The following is an 18,064-nucleotide window of genomic DNA, read 5'->3' as shown; positions in this document are numbered from 1 at the left end:
ACGTGTCGGACGAGGTGCTGGTGGAGCGCCGTGGCGCGGTCCAGGTCATCACGATCAACCGGCCGACGGTCAGGAACGCGCTGGACGCCTCGGTGGCCGCCGGGGTGGCGGCGGCCGTGGACGAACTCGACGAGTCCGACGACCTGCGGGCCGGCGTCCTCACGGGCGCCGGCGGCACGTTCTCGGCCGGGATGGACCTCAAGGCGTGGCTGCGCGGCGAGACCCCCGCGATCGAGGGCCGGGGACTGTGCGGGATCACCGTGACCCCGCCGCGCAAACCGCTGATCGCCGCGGTCGAGGGCTGGGCCCTGGCCGGCGGCTTCGAACTCGTGCTGGCCTGCGATCTCGTCGTGGCGGCCCGCACCGCGCGGTTCGGCGTACCGGAGGTGAAGCGGTCGCTCGTCGCGCGGGCCGGCGCCGCGCTGCGACTGCCGCAGCGCATCCCGTACGCGATCGCCCTGGAACTGCTGCTCACCGGCGACCCGGTCGACGCCGTACGCGCGGCCTCGGTCGGCCTGGTCAACCGGCTCACCGACGAGGGCGAGGCCCTCGCCGGGGCGCTGGAACTCGCCGGGGCGATCGCCGCCAACGGCCCTCTCGCCGTGGCGGCCACCAAGGAGATAGCGCGCTCCGCGGCCGGCTGGACGGCGGCGGAGGGCTGGGCGAGACAGGCCGAGATCGCCGCGCCGGTCTTCTCCTCGCAGGACGCCCGGGAGGGCGCGGCGGCGTTCGCCGAGAAACGCCCGCCGGTGTGGAAGGGGCGATGACGGTGGCAGGGCCACTGGCCGGCTGCCGGGTGGTCGAACTGGGCGGGATCGGCCCCGGTCCGTTCGCCGGCATGTTCCTCGCCGACCTCGGCGCGGAGGTCGTGCGCGTGGACCGGCCCGCACGAGCCGCCGAAGCAGATGCGGGCGGACCCGCCGACGTCCTCAACAGGGGCAAGAAATCAGTGGTGTTGGACCTCAAGCGGCACTCCGCGCGCGCCGCGCTCCTCGCCCTCGTCGGACGCGCCGACATCCTGATCGAGGGGTTCCGCCCCGGCGTCACCGAACGGCTGGGCATCGGCCCGCACGACTGCCTGGCCCGCAACTCCCGCCTGGTGTACGGCCGGATGACCGGCTGGGGCCAGGACGGCCCGCTGGCCGCCACGGCCGGTCACGACCTCACCTACATCGCGGTCACCGGCGCGCTCGGAGCGATCGGCGAGGCGGGCGGCCCTCCGACGATCCCGCTCAACCTCGTCGGCGACTTCGGGGGCGGCGGCTGCTACCTCGTCATCGGCGTCCTGGCCGCGCTGCACGCCGTGCGGCGGACCGGCCGGGGACAGGTCGTGGACGCCGCGATCGTCGACGGCACCGCCCACCTGCTGGCGAGCACCTTCGGCAAGCTCGGCCGCGGCGAGTGGACCGACGAGCGGGGCGTCAACCGGTTCGACGGCGGCTGGCCGTTCTACGCCGTGTACGGCACCCGGGACGGCCGGCACATGGCGGTGGGCGCCCTGGAGCCCAAGTTCTACCGGCGCCTGGTCGAACTGCTCGGCCTCGACGTCGACCCGGACCGCCAGCACGACCGGTCCACCTGGCCGGACCTGCGCCGCCGCCTCGCGGAGCGGTTCGCGCAGCGCACCCGGGACGAGTGGGCGGAACTCTTCCTGGGGACCGACGCCTGTGTCGCACCGGTCCTCAGCCTCACCGAGGCGGCGGCCCACCCGCAGCTGCGGGCCCGCGCCGGCCTGGTCGACCGGGACGGGGTCGTACAGCCCGCCGCGGCCCCCCGGTTCTCCGCCACGCGCACCAGCCCCGGCACCACCGCACCGGCCGTCGGCGCCGACACCGCCGCCGTGCTCCGCGGCTGGGGGGTCGAGGGCCTGGACGAACTGCTCGACAGTGGCGCCGCCGTACAGCGCGGCCGGCCGAACGAGAGGATCCGACCATGAGGGACGCCGTCATCGTCGACGCCGTACGCACCCCCATCGGCAAGCGCGACGGCTCGCTGTCCGGGGTGCACGCGGCGGACCTGTCGGCCGAGGTGCTCCGCGCGCTGGTGGAGCGCACCGGAGTGGACCCCGGGACCGTGGACGACGTGATGTGGGGATGCGTGACCCAGGTCGGCGACCAGTCGAGCAACATCGGCAGGTTCGCGGTCCTGGCCGCCGGATGGCCCGAACACGTCCCCGGCGTGACCATCAACCGGGCATGCGGCTCCAGCCAGCAGGCGGTCGACTCCGCCGCGCACGCCGTCATGGCGGGACAGTACGACCTCGTGGTCGCCGGCGGTGTCGAGACGATGAGCAGAGTCCCGCTGGGCTCGCACCGCACCACGGGCATGCCCTACGGTCCGGCCGTCCTCGAACGCTACGACGGGTTCACCTTCAGCCAGGGCGTCGGCGCCGAACTCATCGCCGAACGCTGGGGGTTGAGCCGGAGCCGGCTCGACGAGTTCGCGACCGCCTCGCACGCCAAGGCCGCTGCCGCGATCGACGACGGGGCCTTCGACGACCACCTGGTGCCGATCGAGGTCGACGGTACGAAGTTCGCCGTGGACGAGGGGCTGCGCCGGGGCACCTCACCGGAGACGCTGGCCCGCCTCGCACCGTCGTTCAAGGAGGACGGGGTGATCCACGCCGGGAACTCCTCGCAGATCTCGGACGGTGCCGCCGCCCTGCTCGTCACCACCACGGAACGCGCCCGCGAACTGGGTCTCACCCCCATCGCCCGCTACCACTCGGGCGCGGTCAGCGGCGCGGACCCCGTCACCATGCTCACCGGCCCGATCCCCGCCACCGAGAAGGTGCTGCGCCGGGCCGGGCTCACCATCGACGACATCGGCGTCTTCGAGGTCAACGAGGCTTTCGCACCGGTGCCGTTGGCGTGGCTGGCCGAGACCGGCGCCGACCCCGAGCGGCTCAACCCGCTCGGCGGCGCCATCGCGGTCGGCCACCCGCTCGGCGGCTCCGGAGCGATCCTGATGACCCGGATGCTCGCCCGGATGCGCCGCCGCGACCTGCGCTACGGACTCCAGACCATGTGCGAGGGCGGCGGCACGGCGAACGCCACGATCATCGAGCTGCTGCGGTGACGGCCGGCCGGCCGCTGCCCCAACCCACCCTCGCCAGCGCCGAGTTCTGGCGCTCCGGCGCCGACGGCGTACTGCGGATCTCCCACTGCGACGACTGCGGACGCCGCTTCCATCCGCCGCTGCCGCTCTGTCCGTCCTGCCGCGGCCGTTCGGTGGCGCTCAAACCCGTCTCGGGGCGGGCGGTGGTCGTCGGGTTCACCGTCACCCACCAGAGCTGGCTGCCGTCCTTCCCGCCCCCGTACGTCGTGGCGGTGGTCGCCCTCGCCGAGGACGAGGGCGCCCGGCTGACGACCAACATCGTCGGCTGCGAACCGGACCGGGTGAGCGTCGGCATGCGGGTCCGGGTCCGCTTCGAGCGGACCGACGACGCCGAGAACGCCGAGGGCGACAGCGGCGCCGGGGCCGACGCCGTGTACCTTCCGCTCTTCGAACCGGACCCCGACGCCGACACCCCCGGCCCGTTGCCCGAGCCCCGCCAAGTCCGCACCGCTCCACGGCCGTTGGTGTCCCGGCACAAGTACGAGGACCGGGTCGCGCTCACCGGCGTAGGGCAGTCCCGTGTGGGCCGCCGGCTCATGGTCGACCCCCTCTCGCTCACCGTCGACGCCTGTCTGGCCGCGGTCGCCGACGCGGGCCTCACCCTGGACGAGATCGACGGTCTGTCCACCTACCCGGGACCGACGCCGGACGGTATGAGCGAGGGTGGGATCACCGCCCTGACCGAAGCGCTCCAACTCCGCCCCACCTGGGTCAACGGCGCTCGCGAGGTCCCCGGGCAGATCGGCTCGATCACCGCCGGCATGCTCGCGGTCGCGGCCGGACTCTGCCGGCACGTGCTGTGCTTCCGCACGGTCTGGGAGTCCTCCCACAACGCGCTGGTCCGGGCCGGCCGATGGCCCGCCGCCACCGGCCGCGCCACCGGCATGTTCGAGTGGCGCAGCCCCTTCGGCGCCGTGTCGGCCGCGCAGTGGATCGGCTGCAACGCCTCGCACTACATGCACCGTTACGGAGTCGGACGGGAGGCGCTCGCCGCCATCGCCGTCACCGAACGGGCCGGTGCCGCCCGCAACCCCGAGGCCCTCTACCGCGACCCGCTCACCCTCGACGACTACTACGCCGCCCGCACGGTCACCACCCCGTTCGGGCTCTACGACTGTGACGTGCCGTGCGACGGCGCGGTGGCCGTCGTCGTCTCCGCCGTCGAGACCGCCGCCGACCGCCCCCGGCCGCCCGTCCTGGTGGAGGCCGCCGGCACCGCGATCCTGGAACGGCTCAGCTGGGACCAGGACACCCTCGGCCACGTTCCCCAGTCCCTGGGCCCCTCCGCCCACCTGTGGACCCGCACCGGCCTCACCCCCGCCGACGTCGATGTCGCCCTCCTCTACGACGGGTTCACCTTCAACGCCCTGTCGTGGATGGAGGGCCTCGGCTTCTGCGGTCCCGGCGAGGTCACCGACTTCCTCGCCGGCGGCAGGACGATCGCCCTCGACGGCGACCTCCCGCTGAACCCGCACGGAGGACAGCTCTCCGCGGGCCGCTTGCACGGCTACGGCTTCGTCCGCGAGGCGATGCTGCAACTACGCGGTGAGGCGCACGGACGACAGGTCGACGGCGCCCGGACGGCCGTGGTCACGGCGGGCGGCGGAGTGCCCTCGGGGGCGCTGCTCCTGCGCACTCCGTAGCTGCCGGAGCCGGAGGGAGACGGGCGGCCCCGGCGCCCCCCGGTCCTCCGTCACCGGCGGGGTTCGCGGGGGAGCCCGAGGCCGCGTTCGGCGATCTGTGTGCGCAGGACCTCGTTGGCGCCGCCCGCGATGGTGAACGCCCGCGAGTACAGGTGCGCGTCCTGCCACCAGCCGTCCGCCACGGCGCCCGGGTCGCCCTCGGTGAGCAGCCCGTCGGTGCCCTGCAACCGCAGCCCGAACTCGACCAGATCATGGTTGAGTTCACTGAAGAAGATCTTGCCGAGCAGCGCGTCGGCGGGCCGCTCGGTGCCGGCCAGCATCCGCGACTGGGCCAGGCCGGTCATGGCCGCGTTCACCTGCACCCGCGCCGCCAGCTCGCCGATCGCCCGGCGGGTGGCCGAGTCGTCGAGCGCCGGCCGCCCGTCGACCGCGGTGGCCTCGGCGAGCCGCAGCAAGTCGTCGAGCACGGCGATCAGTTCGACCCCGCGCGCGGCCACGCCGGAGCGCTCGTGCCCCAGGCTGCTCATCGCCACTCGCCAGCCGTCGTTCACCTCGCCGATCACGTTCACCGCCGGAATCCGGACACCGTCGAGGAAGACCTCGTTGAAGTCGGCCGTACCGGTGATCTCACGCAGCGGCCGGACCTCCACCCCGGGGCTGCGCATGTCCAGCGCGAACGCGGTGATGCCCCGGTGCCTGGGCGCGTCCGGATCGGTGCGGGCGAGGAGGTAACCCATGTCCGCGTGCTGCCCGTTGGTGGTCCACACCTTCTGTCCGTCGACGACGAACACCGACTCCTCGCCTTCGCCCGTCCGGCGGGCCCGGGTCCGCAGTGACGCCAGGTCGCTGCCCGCCTCCGGTTCGCTGAACAACTGGCACCACACGTCCTGGCAGGCGCGGACGCGCGGCAGGAAACGGGCGCGCTGCCCGTCGGTACCGAACTCGATCAGGGCGGCCGACGCCAGCGAGCCGGCGCCGACCGGCGGCCAGGTCCGGGCCCGGCTGATCTCCTCGGCGACGACGGACGGTTCGAGCGGATGCGCGTCGGGCCGGCCACCGTACTCGGCCGGCCAGTCGATGCCGAGGTAGCCCGCCTCGTACAGCTTCGCGGTCCACTCCCGGACGGCCGGCATGAGACCGGGCTCGGGCGCGCGGACCCCCGCGTGCCGTTTGACGCCGGGAGCGTGCTCCGCGACGAAGGCCCGTACTTTCTTCCGGAACGCGTCGAGCTCCGGGGAGGACTCAAGCCGCATCGCTGTCCGCTCCTCGTCGTCTGGGATCAGGCGCCGCTATGAGGTCACTGTAAGAGCCGGGTCCAGGAGCCGACCAGGGTGCGTCCTGGATGTTTCTCTCCGGCAGGGGAGAAAGAGTGCACTCTCGCAGGCATCCGGGCCGTCCCCCGGACAACTAGACTGGGGCTCCGCGACCCCCGTCCGAGGAGTGCACCCATGGCGACCGCCGCCGACGTCGAGCCCGCCGACAGCGAGCCGGAGCCGGATCCCGAAGCGGCCGGGACCGGCACCCTGGCCGGGCAGATCGCCCAGCGCATCGAGGCGGACGTGATCCGCCGGGGCTGGCCCGTCGGGGAGTCGCTCGGCTCCGAGGTGGGGCTGCGCGAGCGCTTCGGGGTGAGCCGCGCGGTGCTGCGCGAGGCGGTGCGGCTGGTCGAGCACCACCAGGTCGCGAAGATGCGGCGCGGCCCGAACGGCGGACTCTTCGTCTCCGCCCCCGACGCCGGGCCCGCCACCCGGGCCATGGTGATCTACCTGGAGTACGTCGGCACCAGCGTCGCGGACCTGCTGCACGCCCGGCTCCTGCTGGAGCCCATCGCCGCCGGACTCGCCGCGGACCGGATCACCGAGGAGGGGATCGACACCCTCCGCGCCACCCTCGCCGACGAACTCGCCCACACGGACGAGCCGGGCGTCCACTCCCAGGACCCGCTCCACCCCGCGCTCGGCCGCCTGTCGGGCAACCCGGTGCTGCACCTCTTCGTCGACGTGCTCACCCGCCTCACCGCGCGGTACGCGCACACCTCCCGCCGGATCTCCAGAGCGGAGACGCTCACCGCCAAGGAGACCTCGCACGCGGCGCACAGCGCGGTCGTCGACGCGGTGATCGCGGGTGACGGAGCCCGCGCGCAGACCGAACTCGGCGCGCATCTGGAGTCGGTGGCCGGCTGGATCGAGAAGCACCGGGTGCGACGCGGGCCGCGGATCGCCGGCACCGTGGTCGAGCCAGAACTCGCCGAGGGTCCGCGGGCCAAGCTCGCGGAGGTGGTCGCCGCCCGCATCCACGACGACATCGCCGCGCGCGGCTGGCAACTCGGCCTGGTGCTCGGCTCGGAGACCGATCTGCTCGCCCGCTACGGCATCAGCAGGGCCGTACTGCGCGAGGCCGTACGGCTGTTGGAGTACCACTCGGTGGCCCGGATGCGCCGGGGGCCGGGCGGTGGCCTGATCGTCGCCGCCCCCGAACCGCAGGCCAGCATCGACACGATGGCGCTCTTCCTGGAGTTCCAGGGCGTCACGGCCGACGACCTGCGGATCGTCCGCAACGCCATCGAGCTCGGCATCGTCGCCCGGGTGGCGGCCCGCCACGACGACGGCGAGGTGGCCGGCCGCCTCGGCGACGCCGTGCGCTGGGCGACCGAGGGTCCCGCGGGCGACCCGCGCAAGGCCGACCTGTTCCACTCCGAACTCGCCGAGCTGGCGCAGAATCCCGTGCTGTCGCTGTTCCTCTCAATCATCACCGAGCTGTTCCGCAGACACGCGGCCGGCCATGACCAGCCGCTGCCGGGCGACACCGCCGCCGCCGAGGTCCAGCACGTGCACCAGCGCATCCTCGACGCGGTGCTGGAAGGGGACGCCGGCCTCGCCAGGCACCGGATGCGCCGCCATCTGGACGCGCTGATTCCCTGGTGGCACTGACGTGGTGACCCCGATGTGATGCCACTGTTTGATGACACTGATCTGACATCGCGCCCCGCACGGTCTCGCTGTGCGGGGCGTTCTCCTGTTCCCGGTGAGGCCAATTGCGTATACTGAATTGGCCGAGTCGAAGGAGATCCGATGCGCCGGTCGTTGTTCGCGCAGGACCATGAGGACTTCCGTCAGCTGGTCCGCGACTTCATCGCCCGCGAGGTCACCCCGGTCTACGAGGAGTGGCGGCGCGCCGGTCTCGTCCCCCGGGAACTCTTCACCGCGCTGGGCAAGCTCGGCATCATCGGCACGGCGATCCCGGAGGAGTACGGCGGGGGAGGACAGGACGACTACCGCTTCAACGTGGTCATCCAGGAGGAGTGCGCCCGCGCCGTGGTGACCCTGGGCGGCCTCCGTACCCATCTCGACGTCGTGGTCCCCTACTTCACCGGCCTCGCGGACGCGGACCAACGGGCGCGCTGGTTCCCGGGGTTGGCCTCCGGCGAGCTGTACACCGCGATCGCGATGAGCGAGCCCGGCACGGGTTCCGACCTCGCCGGGATCGCCACCCGTGCGGTCCGCGACGGGGACGATTACGTGCTGAGCGGAGCCAAGACCTTCATCACCGGCGGACACCACGCCGACCTGGTGATCGTCGTGGCCCGCACCGCCACCGACCCCGAGGACCGGCGGACCGGCCTCTCCCTCCTCGTGGTGGAGAAGGGCATGCCCGGATACACCGTCGGACGGCGGCTGGAGAAGATCGGACTCGCCACCCAGGACACGGTGGAGCTCTCCTTCGACGAGGTCCGCGTCCCCGCCGCCAACCTGCTGGGCGAGGAGGGCGCCGCCTTCACCCATCTGGGCCGCAACCTCGCCCAGGAGCGGCTGGCCATCGCCGTCGGCGCGGTCGCCCAGACCCGTACCGCCATCGACCTGACCGTCCGCTACGTCCGCGACCGGGCGGTGTTCGGCAGACCGCTCTCCCAGTTCCAGAACACCAAGTTCGAACTGGCCGCCATGGCAGCGGAGTCGGCGGCGGCGCTGAGCCTGCTCGACGCCTCGGTCGAGGCGCTGGTGGCCGGTGAGCTGAGCCCCGCGGACGCGGCCACCACCAAGCTGTTCTGCACCGAGACACAGGGCCGGGTGGTCGACCGCTGCCTCCAACTGCACGGCGGCTACGGCTACATCACCGAGTCCCCGATCGCCCGGCTGTACGCGGACGCCCGCGTGACCCGCATCTACGGCGGGACCAGCGAGGTCATGAAGACCATCATCGGCAAGTCCCTCGGACTGTAGGGAGTGTGCATGCGCATCGACGGTTCCTCGGCGCTGGTCACCGGCGGTGCCTCCGGGCTCGGCCTGGCCACCGCGCGCCGGATCATCGACCGCGGCGGACACGTGGTCGTCGCCGACATCTCGGAGGAACAGGGCGTCAAGGCCGTCGCCGAACTGGGCGGTGCCGCGCGGTTCGTGCGCGCGGACGTCACCGACGAGGTCTCGGTCACCGCCGCCCTCGACGCGGCCCGGGAGCACGGACCGGTGCGCTGCGTCGTGCACTGCGCCGGCCGGGGTGGCGACCGTACCCGGATCGTCGACCGCGCGGGAGCACCCGGTGACCTCGCCACGTTCGCCGAGGTCGTCCGGGTCAACCTGATCGGGACGTACAACGTGCTGCGGCTGGCCGCCGCCCGGCTCGCCGGCAACGAGGTCGTCGACGGCGACCGCGGCGCCGTGGTCCTGACCGCCTCGGTCGCCGCGTTCGACGGCCAGATAGGCCAGACCTCCTACACCGCCGCCAAGGCCGGTGTGCACGGGATGACCCTCGTCGCCGCCCGGGACCTGGCGAGCCGGCAGATCCGGGTGAACACCATCGCCCCCGGCATCATGGACACCCCCATGCTGGGCCGCCTCCGCGAGGACATCCGCGAGGGTCTCGCGGCCTCCGTGCCCCACCCCAGACGGCTGGGCGACCCCGACGACTTCGCCCGGCTCGCCGTCGAGATGCTGGAGAACCCCTACCTCAACGGCCAGACCGTCCGGCTCGACGGCGCCATCCGGATGGCACCGCGTTGACCGGGCGGCGCGGCGGGACGACGTCGGGTGTGCGGGAGCGCGCGAAGGACGGGGAGGAGAGCGACGACGAGTTCCGCACCCGTCTGCGGGGGTTCCTCACGGAACACCACCCCGGCCGCCGCCCCAAGGAGCCCGCCGAACGCCTGGCCTGGCAGAAGGCGTGGCTGGCCACGCTGTACGACGCCGGCTACGCCGGGCCGAGCTGGCCGCGCGAGTACGGCGGCATGGACCTGAGCTTCGCCCGCCAGGTCGTCTACCAGGAGGAGTACGCGCGAGCCAGGGTGCCGGGGCCGCTCGGCACCGGACTCGGCATCGCGGCGCCCACCCTCCTCGCCTACGGCACGGCGGAGCAGCAGGAGCGCTTCCTGCGGCCGATGCTGCGCGGCGACACGGTCTGGGCGCAGGGCTACTCCGAACCGGAGGCGGGTTCCGACCTCCCCGCGCTGCGCACCTCCGCGCGGCGCGAGGGCGGCGGCCCCGACGATCCCGGCGCGGAGTACGTGGTCAACGGGCAGAAGGTGTGGAACAGCGCGGCCGACATCGCCGACATCCTCTTCACCCTGGTCCGCACCGGGCCACCGGGCTCGCGCCAGGAGGGCATCAGCTACCTCCTGATCGACGCGCACGCGCCGGGCGTCACCGTACGGCCGCTGCGCGATCTCACCGGGGACGCCCACTTCTGCGAGATCTTCCTCAGCGACGTACGGGTGCCGGTCGCCGACCGGATCGGTGCGGAGAACGGCGGCTGGCCGCTGGTCCGTACGAGCCTCGGCCACGAGCGCGCGGCCGGGGCGATGAACCAGGCCGCCCGCTACCGCCGGGTGCTGGACGAGTTGACCGAGCTGGCACGCGAACGCGGGGCCACCGCCGACCCGTTGGTGCGCGACCGGCTCGCGGACTTCGAGATCCGCGTCTCGATCATGCGTCTCACCGGGATGCGGACGATCGCCGACATCATCGCCAAGGGCGAGCCCGGCCCCGCGTCGTCCACGTCACGGCTCTTCATCGCGGTGTTCGAGCAGGACCTGCACGAGTTCGCCCTGGACCTGCTCGGCCCCTACGGCATCCTCGGCCGCCGCGATCCGCACGCCGTCCAACGCGGGCGCTGGGTCTGGGGGTTCCTGCGCACCCGGGCCTCGACGATCGGGGCCGGCACGGCCGAGATCCAGCGCAACACCATCGCGGAGCAGGTACTGGGACTGCCCCGTGACCCGTCCATGCCGACCGCGGAGAGGACACGATGAGGGCCGCACGCTGTACGGAGTACGGGCCGCCGAAAGGCCTCACGGTCACCGAGACCGACGACCCCCGGCCCGGCCCCGGCGAGGTGCTGGTCCAGGTCCACGCCGCCGCCGTCAACTTCCCGGACGTGCTGATCGTGGCCGACCGCTACCAGGTGCCGGCCGCGCTGCCGTTCACCCCCGGCAGCGAGTTCGCCGGCGTCGTCGCGGGTCTCGGTCCCGGGGTGAGCGGGCCACCGGTCGGCTCACCGGTGGCCGGGGCGGTCCTCACCGGTGCCTTCGCCGAGCAGGTCGTCGTCCCCGCGGCGAGCCTGCGGCAGGTGCCCGACGGGCTCGACATGATCCACGCCGCCGCGTTCCACGTCACCTACGCGACCGCCTACCACTCCCTCGTCACCGTCGGCCGGGCGGCGGCGGGGGAGTGGGCGGTCGTGCTCGGCGCGGCGGGCGGGGTCGGCTCGGCGGCGGTCGACATCGCGGCCCGGCTCGGGCTGCGCGTGGTCGCCGCCGCGTCGGCCGAGGAGCGGCTCGCGGTCGCCCGCGGGCTCGGCGCCGAGGCGGGTGTCGACTACGTGCGGGAGAACCTCAAGCTGCGGGTCCGTGAACTGACCGGCGGCGAGGGCGCTCACCTCGTGATCGACCCGGTGGGCGGCCGGTACGCGGAGGCCGCCCTGCGCGGACTGCGCCGGGGCGGCCGGTTCGTGACGGTCGGCTACGCCGACGGGGAGATCCCGCGGATACCCCTGAACCTCGTACTCCTGAAGGACCTGGTCGTCCGGGGCTTCGAGATCCGGACCGTGCGCCGGTACGCGCCGGACGCGGTGGCCGAGGCCGACCGCGTTCTCGCCCGGCTGGTGCGCGAGGGGATGCGTCCGCTGGTCTCCCGCGTCCATCCCCTCGCCGGCGTCGCCGCCGCGCTGACCGACGTGGCCGAGCGCCGCACCACCGGGAAGGTCGTCCTCGACCTCACGGCCCGCTGAGTCGGACTCGACTCCGTTCAGAACGTGGGGAGTTGGGGCCTTCGCTTGACGTAACCCCCGGCGTCCACGCGCAGTTGCTGGCCGGTGATGTACCGGGACTCGTCCGAGACGAGGAAGAGCACGGTGTCCGCGATGTCCTCTGGCTCGACGTAGGGGATGCCGAAGCCGGTCGTGGCGGGGAAGGACGGCAGGGCGTCCGCACGGGTCGGGTGGGGGAGGTCCGGCCGGAACGAGCGGTACATGACGTCGCTGTTGAGCATGTCGGTGTTGACGTTCGTCGGGTGCAGCGCGTTGACCCGGATCCGCCGGGCGGTGAGCACGGTGGCGAGGTCGTGGACGAACGCCGCGACCTGGCGCTTGGCGAACGAATAGCCCAGCCCCCCGGGCCCGTTGGCGGGATTGTCGGTGGTCGCCGGGATCAGTGCCGCGATCGATCCGGTCGCGATGACGGAGGCACCGTCGGGCAGATGGGGCAGAGCGGCCTCGACCGCGTGCACCACACCGTGGAAGTCGACGGTGACCGCGTCGATGAAGGCCTGCGCGCTCTGCCCCGGGCCGATCGGGCAGATACCGGCCTGGGCGACCACGGCGTCGAGCCGTCCCAGCTCCGCGACACCCTCGGCCACCGCCGCCTTGAGCGCCGCGGCGTCGCGTACGTCCGCCTTGCGGGCGACGATCCGCCGGCCGAGCTTCTCGACCTGGCGCACGGTCTCGGCCAGGTCCTCCCCGGTGGCCAGCGGGTAGCCGTTGGTGGCGATGTCCTCGCACAGGTCCACGGCGATGATGTCGGCGCCCTCCGCGGCCAGCCGGAGGGCGTGCGCCCGCCCCTGCCCCCGCGCTGCTCCGGTGATGAAGACGACCTTGCCCTGTACTCGCCCCATGGTGTCTCCGTAAGGTGTCAGATGCTAGAAAGAGTGCACTGAATGCAGGTGTGGACGTGTGGATCGAACGACACTGCCACTCATGATCACGGACCCGCACGGAATTCGGCGGCCGGCTTCCACTGAGTGGGACTTGATCAGTGCACACAATTCGCCGACGTTGGAAAGTCTCCGAGACCGAGGGAGCACAAGGATGCCGTTGCAACCGTGGATGAAGCTGCTGTCGACCGACGACCACCTGATCGAACCTCCACGACTGTGGTCCGACCGCCTGCCCGCGAGGCTCCGTGAGGCGGGTCCGCGCATCGTGGAGCAGCCACGCCGGGAGGGCCAGGCACCGGCCGAGGTGTGGACGTACGAGGGCCGTGTCTACCCGTACATCGGCCTCAACGCCGTGGCGGGCAAGGACCCCGCGGAGTTCGGCGTCGAGCCGACGCGCTACGACGAGATGATCCCGGGCTGCTACGACCCCAAGGCCCGGCTGCGTGACATGGACCTCGACGGGGTGTGGGGCGCGCTCTGCTTCCCCTCGTTCCCGGGCTTCTCCGGCCACGTCTTCCTCGACGGCAAGGACCGCGAGCTGGCGCTCCTCTGCGTACAGGCGTGGAACGACTTCGTGCTCGACGAGTGGTGCGCCACCGCGCCCGGGCGGCTCATCCCGCTGGTCATCATGCCCATGTGGGACGTGCAGGCCTGTGTCACGGAGATCCACCGGACCGCGGCCAAGGGCGCGAAGGCCATCTCCTTCCCGGAGAACCCCGCCCCGCGCGGCCTGCCCTCCTTCCACACCGACTACTGGGACCCCATGTTCTCGGCGGCCGAGGAGACCGACCTCCCCCTCTGCCTGCACTTCGGCACCTCGGGCAAGCCGCCCAAGACGGCCGAGGAGGCCCCGTTCGCCGTCACCATCGCCCTGTTCGGCTGCAACGCCATGTTCGCCACCGCCGACCTGCTCTTCTCCCCGGTGCTCCACAAGCACCCGAAGCTGAAGATCGGCCTGTCCGAGGGCGGCATCGGCTGGATCCCCTACCTGCTGGAACGGAGCGACGGCACCTGGGAACGGCACCGCTTCTACCAGAACATCAACCAGAGCGTGCGGCCCTCGGAGTTGTTCCACAAGCACTTCCACGGCTGCTTCATCGACGACCGGTTCGGCATCGAGGTACGGCACCACGTGGGCATCGACAAGATCACCTGGGAGTGCGACTACCCGCACTCCGACTCGTACTGGCCCAAGAGCCGCGCCTACGCCGCCGAGGTCCTCGCCGACGTACCCGACGACGAGGTGCACAAGATCGTGGAACTGAACACCCGCCGCCTCTACAACCTCCCGGCATGAGCGCGCGCCCCGAGTCCGAGCGGTCCGACTGGACCGACCTGGACCTGCTGACCCGCGACGAGGCGTACGGACGGCTCCAGTCGGAGATCGGCGAGACCGAGAAACGGCTCGCCGGACTCGGTGACGGCGAGGCGGCCGAGCGCGAACTCCTCACCACGCGGCTGCGCGCCCTGCACGAGGCCGCCGCCGACCTGACCGACAACACGACGAACTGAGGTGCACATGGGGCGAGTTCAGGACAAGGTCGCACTCATCACGGGAGCCGCGCGGGGCCAGGGCCGCTCCCACGCCGTACGGCTCGCGGAGGAGGGCGCGGACATCGTCGTCACCGACGTCTGCCACGACATCAGCGAGGCGCTGCCCTATCCGCTGGCCTCCAAGGAAGAGCTGGAGGAGACGGCCGAGTTGGTCAGGGCCACCGGCCGGCGCTGTATCGCCGTGCAGGCGGACGTCCGCTCGGTGGGCGAGGTACGGGCCGCCGTCGACGCGGCGACGACCGGCCTCGGCCGGCTCGACATCGTCGTGGCCAACGCCGGCGTCATGAGCATCGGAGCCGCCTGGGAACTGACGGAGGAGGCCTGGGACGTCGTCCTGGACGTCAACCTCAAGGGCGCCTGGAACACGGCGAGAGCCGCGATCCCCCGGCTGATCGAGGCGGGCGAGGGCGGCTCCATCGTGATCACCAGCTCGGCCGCCGGCATCCGCGGCCATGTGCCGTACGCCCACTACGTGGCGAGCAAACACGGTGTGGTCGGACTGATGAAGGCGCTCTCCAACGAACTCGCCCCGCACCGGATCCGGGTGAACACCGTCCACCCCACCGGGGTCAGCGACACCGGCATCACCGTCGGCGTGCCCATCGAGGAACTCGCCGCGCGTGAACCGCTGTTCGCGCTCGCGGCGATGAACCCGCTGGCCCCGTACGTCGAACCGAGAGACGTCTCCAACGCCGTGCTCTTCCTGGCCTCGGAGGAGTCCCGGTACGTCACGGGCCTGCAGTTCACCGTGGACGCCGGCTCGACGAACAAGCCGTAGCGCGAACCAGTGACCGAGAACGGAGCGGTGCGATGAAGATCAGCATTGACACGACGGCGTGCTCCGGGCACGCGCGGTGCGCGGCGGCGGCCCCGGAGCTGTTCCGGCTGGACGACGACGGCTACGCCCTGCCCGTCGAGGGCGACGCTCCCCAGGACCTCGAGGAGGCCGCCCGCGACGGTGAACGCGCCTGCCCGGAGCGGGCGATCACCCTGCGCTGACCACCGGCTGTCAGCCCGCCGGCTGGGGCGGCGGCGAGAAGCGGTGGCCCCAGAAGGCGCCGTCGGTGATCTCGTAGACCGGCACCGGCTCCGGGACCCGCAGTCCGTTCCAGCCGAACTCGACGGCGTAGTTCTCCGGCGACCACACGTAGAAGGACACCATGTGGTCGTTGGTGTGCTTGCCCAGCGAGTGCATCATCGGGATCTCGTACTTCCCCGCCCGGTCCAGGGCCAGCCCCACATCGTCCAGGGTCGCCCCCTCGACCATGAAGTGCAGCAGCCGCCCCGGACCGGGCATCGGTGTGATGCCCAGGGTGTGGTGGCGGGGGTTGCACCCGAGGAACCAGGTCGTGCCGCCCGGCGAGCGCATCGTGTTGCGCTCGACGAAGCCGAGGACGTTGACGTAGAAGTCGAACGCGGCCCGGGCGTCCTCGGCGGAGATGATGGCGTGCCCCATGCCCATGTCGCCGGTGACGAACTCCGACACCAGCGGGGTGCTGACGGGCACATGGTCGAGGATGGGGCCGTAGAACAGCTCGACCGGGTTGCCGCCCGGATCGTTGAAGCGGACGAAACCGGTGACCCGGCGCTCCTGCGCCTCGGCCTCCGTCCCGGGGGACACCTTGATCCCCGCCCGCTCGACGTCGGCGACGAGGGTCGCCAACTCCCGCTCGTCCAGGACCTCGAAGCCCAGCGCCGTCATCCCGTCCTGCGCGCCGGGGGAGACAGCGATCCGGGCCGGGTAGCCGTCCAGCCGGAAGTACAACGACTCGGCGCTCCCGCCCTCGACGGGCATCAGCCCCAGGAAGTCACCGCCGAACAGTTTCCATTTCTCGATGTCGGTCGATTCCAGCCGCAGATATCCGAGCGAGCGCACACCCATCCGACTCTCCCCTTCACAGTGATCAGGTGACGGCCGGCGTGAGCCCCCGAGCCCCACGCCTCGGGCGACGGTAATCAGCCGGTCCCGGCCGCCGCCCCGGCCCGTCCCACTGATCGGGAGCCGGTGGAACGCCGACCGCCCGGACCGCGAAACGCTGGCTGTCACCTGTCGACCGGAGGGGCACAGCCATGACACTCACCCACGAGGACACCCTGCGCGAACTGGAGACCGACGAGGGCACGCTGCGCTACCACGAGGCGGGCGACGGGCCGCCGTTGCTGCTGCTGCACGGGTCGGGACCGGGCGTCACCGGCTGGCGCAACTACCGCGGCAACCTCCCCGCGCTCGCCCAGCACTTCCGCTGCCTCGCCCTGGAGTTCCCCGGCTTCGGCGTCAGCGACCCCACCGCCGAGAACCCGATGGCCGCCGCTCCCAAAGCGGTCCTGCGCTTCCTCGAAGGACTGGGACTCGACCGCGTCGACGTCGTGGGCAACTCCATGGGCGGGTACATCGCGGCGGGCCTTGCCGTGGCCCGCACCGACATCTTCCGCCGGATCGTCACGATCGGCGGCGTCGGCCGCAACATCCTCACCCCGGCCCCGAGCGAGGGCCTGAACCTGCTGATGGAGTTCGCCGAGAACCCCACCCGGCAGGCGCTCGCGCAGTGGCTGCGGTCGATGGTCCACGACCCGGCGCTGCTCACCGAGGAACTCGTCGAGGAGCGCTGGAACAGCGCCACCGACCCGGCCACGCTGGAGGCCTCCCGCCGGATCTACGGCCGTACGGCGATGGCGGCGACCCTGGCCGCGCAGGCCCACTCGGACCAGCCGATCTGGGCCGCTCTCCACCGGATCACCGCACCCACGCTGCTAACGTGGGGACGGGACGACCGGGTCACACCCCTGGAGAACGCCCTGCTGCCGATGCGCACCATCCCCAAGGCGGAACTGCACGTACTGCCGGACTGCGGGCACTGGGCGATGATCGAGCAGAAGGCGGCCTGGGAGAGTGCGGTACTGGCCTTCCTGACCCGCCCGGAGGCGTCCTGAGCGGCCGGCGGAGGAACCCGACGACATGGGGGACGGAGTGGCGAGGACGGCCGAGCCGCGGCAGCCTGCCGCTCCGGTGTCGCTGACCCAGCAGGCCCGCAGGGTGGCCATCCTCCGCGCCGCCGGCGAACTCGGCGCCCGCGAGGGCCTCGCCGGGGTGCAGATGCTGGACGTGGCCAAGGAGGCCGGCGTCGCGATCGCCACGCTGTACCGCTACTTCCCGTCCAAGACCCACCTCTTCACCGCGGTCCTGGAGTGGCACATCGAGATGTTCCTGGCGGGCCATCCCGATCGCACCGGCGCCCGGCTCCGGCCGGCGGCGGCCGTGACCGAGGTCGCCGAGACCCTCGTCGCGCTCACCGCGAAACTGCTCCAGAGTCCGCAGCTGGCCTCGGCCGTGGCGCTGTCGTCGTTCACCGAGTACGCGAGCGCGGTGCCGTCCCGCTACGACATCGCCGGGACCTGCCTCGGCCGGACGGTGCTGCGGCTGCTCGGCATCGGTGAACCGCGGGACGAGGACCACAGCACGGTGCGGCTGCTCATCTACAGCTGGTGGGGCCTGTTCGTCGCGGCGCAGACCGAGGAGCTCTCCACCCGGCAGGTGGAGGCGGACCTGCGCCTGGCCACCCGGCTGATCCTCGCGCCGTACACCGACCGCGACCCGCGTTCGCGGTGAAC

The 18,064-nt window shown here is 72.3% G+C and carries 18 protein-coding genes; 15 read left to right on the top strand and 3 right to left on the bottom strand.

The features are described from left to right. The first annotated feature begins 2 nt into the window (after window positions 1-2). Genes ABZT12_RS08330 through ABZT12_RS08315 form a run of 4 tightly spaced genes read left to right on the top strand, consistent with a single transcriptional unit; the run spans window position 3 to window position 4,760 of the window. Window positions 3-767, top strand: a complete 765-nt coding sequence (locus tag ABZT12_RS08330; protein WP_356379338.1) for a crotonase/enoyl-CoA hydratase family protein — start codon at window positions 3-5, stop codon at window positions 765-767. Beyond that, entirely contained in the window at window positions 764-1,936 is a 1,173-nt protein-coding gene (locus tag ABZT12_RS08325) for a CaiB/BaiF CoA-transferase family protein (protein WP_356379335.1), read from the top strand. The genes ABZT12_RS08330 and ABZT12_RS08325 overlap by 4 nt, the downstream gene beginning before the upstream one ends. After that, window positions 1,933-3,078 carry a thiolase family protein gene (locus tag ABZT12_RS08320; protein ID WP_356379332.1) on the top strand — a complete coding sequence of 382 codons (1,146 nt, stop codon included), beginning with the start codon at window positions 1,933-1,935 and terminating at the stop codon, window positions 3,076-3,078. The genes ABZT12_RS08325 and ABZT12_RS08320 overlap by 4 nt, the downstream gene beginning before the upstream one ends. Beyond that, the gene (locus ABZT12_RS08315; RefSeq protein WP_356379329.1) at window positions 3,075-4,760 is read left to right on the top strand and encodes an OB-fold domain-containing protein; all 1,686 of its coding nucleotides are present in this window, start codon (window positions 3,075-3,077) and stop codon (window positions 4,758-4,760) included. Before ABZT12_RS08320 ends, ABZT12_RS08315 begins: the two co-directional genes overlap by 4 nt. A 50-nt stretch (window positions 4,761-4,810) precedes the next feature. Here the strand turns inward: ABZT12_RS08315 and ABZT12_RS08310 are convergent, their stop codons facing one another. After that, complete coding sequence (locus tag ABZT12_RS08310) at window positions 4,811-6,013, bottom strand: acyl-CoA dehydrogenase family protein (RefSeq protein WP_356379326.1); 1,203 nt, start codon at window positions 6,011-6,013, stop codon at window positions 4,811-4,813. Between the two features lie 195 nt (window positions 6,014-6,208). On the opposite strand from ABZT12_RS08310, the gene ABZT12_RS08305 reads away from it, so the two are divergent. From ABZT12_RS08305 to ABZT12_RS08285, 5 genes are all read left to right on the top strand, one after another. Continuing rightward, the gene (locus tag ABZT12_RS08305) at window positions 6,209-7,690 is read left to right on the top strand and encodes an FCD domain-containing protein (RefSeq protein WP_356379323.1); all 1,482 of its coding nucleotides are present in this window, start codon (window positions 6,209-6,211) and stop codon (window positions 7,688-7,690) included. 141 nt (window positions 7,691-7,831) lie between these two features. Further along, window positions 7,832-8,980, top strand: a complete 1,149-nt coding sequence (locus ABZT12_RS08300; protein ID WP_356379320.1) for an acyl-CoA dehydrogenase family protein — start codon at window positions 7,832-7,834, stop codon at window positions 8,978-8,980. Between the two features lie 9 nt (window positions 8,981-8,989). Next, complete coding sequence (locus ABZT12_RS08295) at window positions 8,990-9,757, top strand: SDR family NAD(P)-dependent oxidoreductase (protein ID WP_356379317.1); 768 nt, start codon at window positions 8,990-8,992, stop codon at window positions 9,755-9,757. Window positions 9,758-9,786: 29 nt separating this feature from the next. After that, complete coding sequence (locus tag ABZT12_RS08290; RefSeq protein ID WP_356379314.1) at window positions 9,787-11,001, top strand: acyl-CoA dehydrogenase family protein; 1,215 nt, start codon at window positions 9,787-9,789, stop codon at window positions 10,999-11,001. Next, window positions 10,998-11,978 (top strand): NADPH:quinone oxidoreductase family protein, encoded by a 981-nt coding sequence (locus ABZT12_RS08285; RefSeq protein WP_356379311.1) that lies wholly within the window; start codon window positions 10,998-11,000, stop codon window positions 11,976-11,978. Before ABZT12_RS08290 ends, ABZT12_RS08285 begins: the two co-directional genes overlap by 4 nt. Before the next feature lie 17 nt (window positions 11,979-11,995). Here ABZT12_RS08285 and ABZT12_RS08280 read toward each other — a convergent pair whose 3' ends face one another. Beyond that, window positions 11,996-12,859, bottom strand: a complete 864-nt coding sequence (locus ABZT12_RS08280) for a mycofactocin-coupled SDR family oxidoreductase (RefSeq protein ID WP_356379308.1) — start codon at window positions 12,857-12,859, stop codon at window positions 11,996-11,998. A gap of 193 nt (window positions 12,860-13,052) precedes the next feature. Here ABZT12_RS08280 and ABZT12_RS08275 point away from each other — a divergent pair, with 193 nt between their 5' ends. From ABZT12_RS08275 to ABZT12_RS08260, 4 genes are read left to right on the top strand one after another with little or no spacing between them, the layout of a single operon-like run. Beyond that, window positions 13,053-14,198: an amidohydrolase family protein gene (locus ABZT12_RS08275; protein WP_356379305.1), complete on the top strand. Its 1,146-nt coding sequence runs from the start codon at window positions 13,053-13,055 to the stop codon at window positions 14,196-14,198. Beyond that, window positions 14,195-14,413, top strand: a complete 219-nt coding sequence (locus ABZT12_RS08270; protein ID WP_356379302.1) for a hypothetical protein — start codon at window positions 14,195-14,197, stop codon at window positions 14,411-14,413. The genes ABZT12_RS08275 and ABZT12_RS08270 overlap by 4 nt, the downstream gene beginning before the upstream one ends. A 7-nt stretch (window positions 14,414-14,420) precedes the next feature. Next, window positions 14,421-15,233, top strand: coding sequence for a mycofactocin-coupled SDR family oxidoreductase (locus ABZT12_RS08265; protein WP_356379299.1), 813 nt, complete (start codon window positions 14,421-14,423; stop codon window positions 15,231-15,233). Between the two features lie 32 nt (window positions 15,234-15,265). Next, window positions 15,266-15,454 (top strand): ferredoxin, encoded by a 189-nt coding sequence (locus tag ABZT12_RS08260; protein WP_356379296.1) that lies wholly within the window; start codon window positions 15,266-15,268, stop codon window positions 15,452-15,454. A gap of 10 nt (window positions 15,455-15,464) precedes the next feature. Here ABZT12_RS08260 and ABZT12_RS08255 read toward each other — a convergent pair whose 3' ends face one another. Then, window positions 15,465-16,337, bottom strand: coding sequence for a VOC family protein (locus ABZT12_RS08255; protein WP_356379293.1), 873 nt, complete (start codon window positions 16,335-16,337; stop codon window positions 15,465-15,467). Window positions 16,338-16,525: 188 nt separating this feature from the next. On the opposite strand from ABZT12_RS08255, the gene ABZT12_RS08250 reads away from it, so the two are divergent. Both ABZT12_RS08250 and ABZT12_RS08245 read left to right on the top strand, forming a co-directional pair. Continuing rightward, window positions 16,526-17,386: an alpha/beta fold hydrolase gene (locus tag ABZT12_RS08250; RefSeq protein WP_356379290.1), complete on the top strand. Its 861-nt coding sequence runs from the start codon at window positions 16,526-16,528 to the stop codon at window positions 17,384-17,386. A 25-nt stretch (window positions 17,387-17,411) separates the two neighbouring features. Further along, window positions 17,412-18,062 carry a TetR family transcriptional regulator gene (locus ABZT12_RS08245; protein WP_356379287.1) on the top strand — a complete coding sequence of 217 codons (651 nt, stop codon included), beginning with the start codon at window positions 17,412-17,414 and terminating at the stop codon, window positions 18,060-18,062. The last annotated feature ends 2 nt before the right edge of the window (window positions 18,063-18,064 follow it).

It is taken from the genome of Streptomyces sp. NPDC005423 (genome assembly GCF_040606415.1).
GTDB lineage: Bacteria > Actinomycetota > Actinomycetes > Streptomycetales > Streptomycetaceae > Streptomyces.
The sequence above is the reverse complement of the archived record's forward strand: the minus strand, read 5'-3'. Positions and strand labels throughout refer to the sequence as shown.

Excerpts from the sequence above, each read along its gene's own strand:
- ABZT12_RS08325 (WP_356379335.1), top strand. The coding sequence starts at position 764 with ATGACGGTGGCAGGGCCACTGGCCGGCTGCCGGGTGGTCGAACTGGGC.
- ABZT12_RS08320 (WP_356379332.1), top strand. The coding sequence starts at position 1,933 with ATGAGGGACGCCGTCATCGTCGACGCCGTACGCACCCCCATCGGCAAG.
- ABZT12_RS08310 (WP_356379326.1), bottom strand. The coding sequence starts at position 6,013 with ATGCGGCTTGAGTCCTCCCCGGAGCTCGACGCGTTCCGGAAGAAAGTA.
- ABZT12_RS08305 (WP_356379323.1), top strand. The coding sequence starts at position 6,209 with ATGGCGACCGCCGCCGACGTCGAGCCCGCCGACAGCGAGCCGGAGCCG.
- ABZT12_RS08300 (WP_356379320.1), top strand. The coding sequence starts at position 7,832 with ATGCGCCGGTCGTTGTTCGCGCAGGACCATGAGGACTTCCGTCAGCTG.
- ABZT12_RS08295 (WP_356379317.1), top strand. The coding sequence starts at position 8,990 with ATGCGCATCGACGGTTCCTCGGCGCTGGTCACCGGCGGTGCCTCCGGG.
- ABZT12_RS08285 (WP_356379311.1), top strand. The coding sequence starts at position 10,998 with ATGAGGGCCGCACGCTGTACGGAGTACGGGCCGCCGAAAGGCCTCACG.
- ABZT12_RS08280 (WP_356379308.1), bottom strand. The coding sequence starts at position 12,859 with ATGGGGCGAGTACAGGGCAAGGTCGTCTTCATCACCGGAGCAGCGCGG.
- ABZT12_RS08275 (WP_356379305.1), top strand. The coding sequence starts at position 13,053 with ATGCCGTTGCAACCGTGGATGAAGCTGCTGTCGACCGACGACCACCTG.
- ABZT12_RS08270 (WP_356379302.1), top strand. The coding sequence starts at position 14,195 with ATGAGCGCGCGCCCCGAGTCCGAGCGGTCCGACTGGACCGACCTGGAC.
- ABZT12_RS08265 (WP_356379299.1), top strand. The coding sequence starts at position 14,421 with ATGGGGCGAGTTCAGGACAAGGTCGCACTCATCACGGGAGCCGCGCGG.
- ABZT12_RS08260 (WP_356379296.1), top strand. The coding sequence starts at position 15,266 with ATGAAGATCAGCATTGACACGACGGCGTGCTCCGGGCACGCGCGGTGC.
- ABZT12_RS08255 (WP_356379293.1), bottom strand. The coding sequence starts at position 16,337 with ATGGGTGTGCGCTCGCTCGGATATCTGCGGCTGGAATCGACCGACATC.
- ABZT12_RS08250 (WP_356379290.1), top strand. The coding sequence starts at position 16,526 with ATGACACTCACCCACGAGGACACCCTGCGCGAACTGGAGACCGACGAG.
- ABZT12_RS08245 (WP_356379287.1), top strand. The coding sequence starts at position 17,412 with ATGGGGGACGGAGTGGCGAGGACGGCCGAGCCGCGGCAGCCTGCCGCT.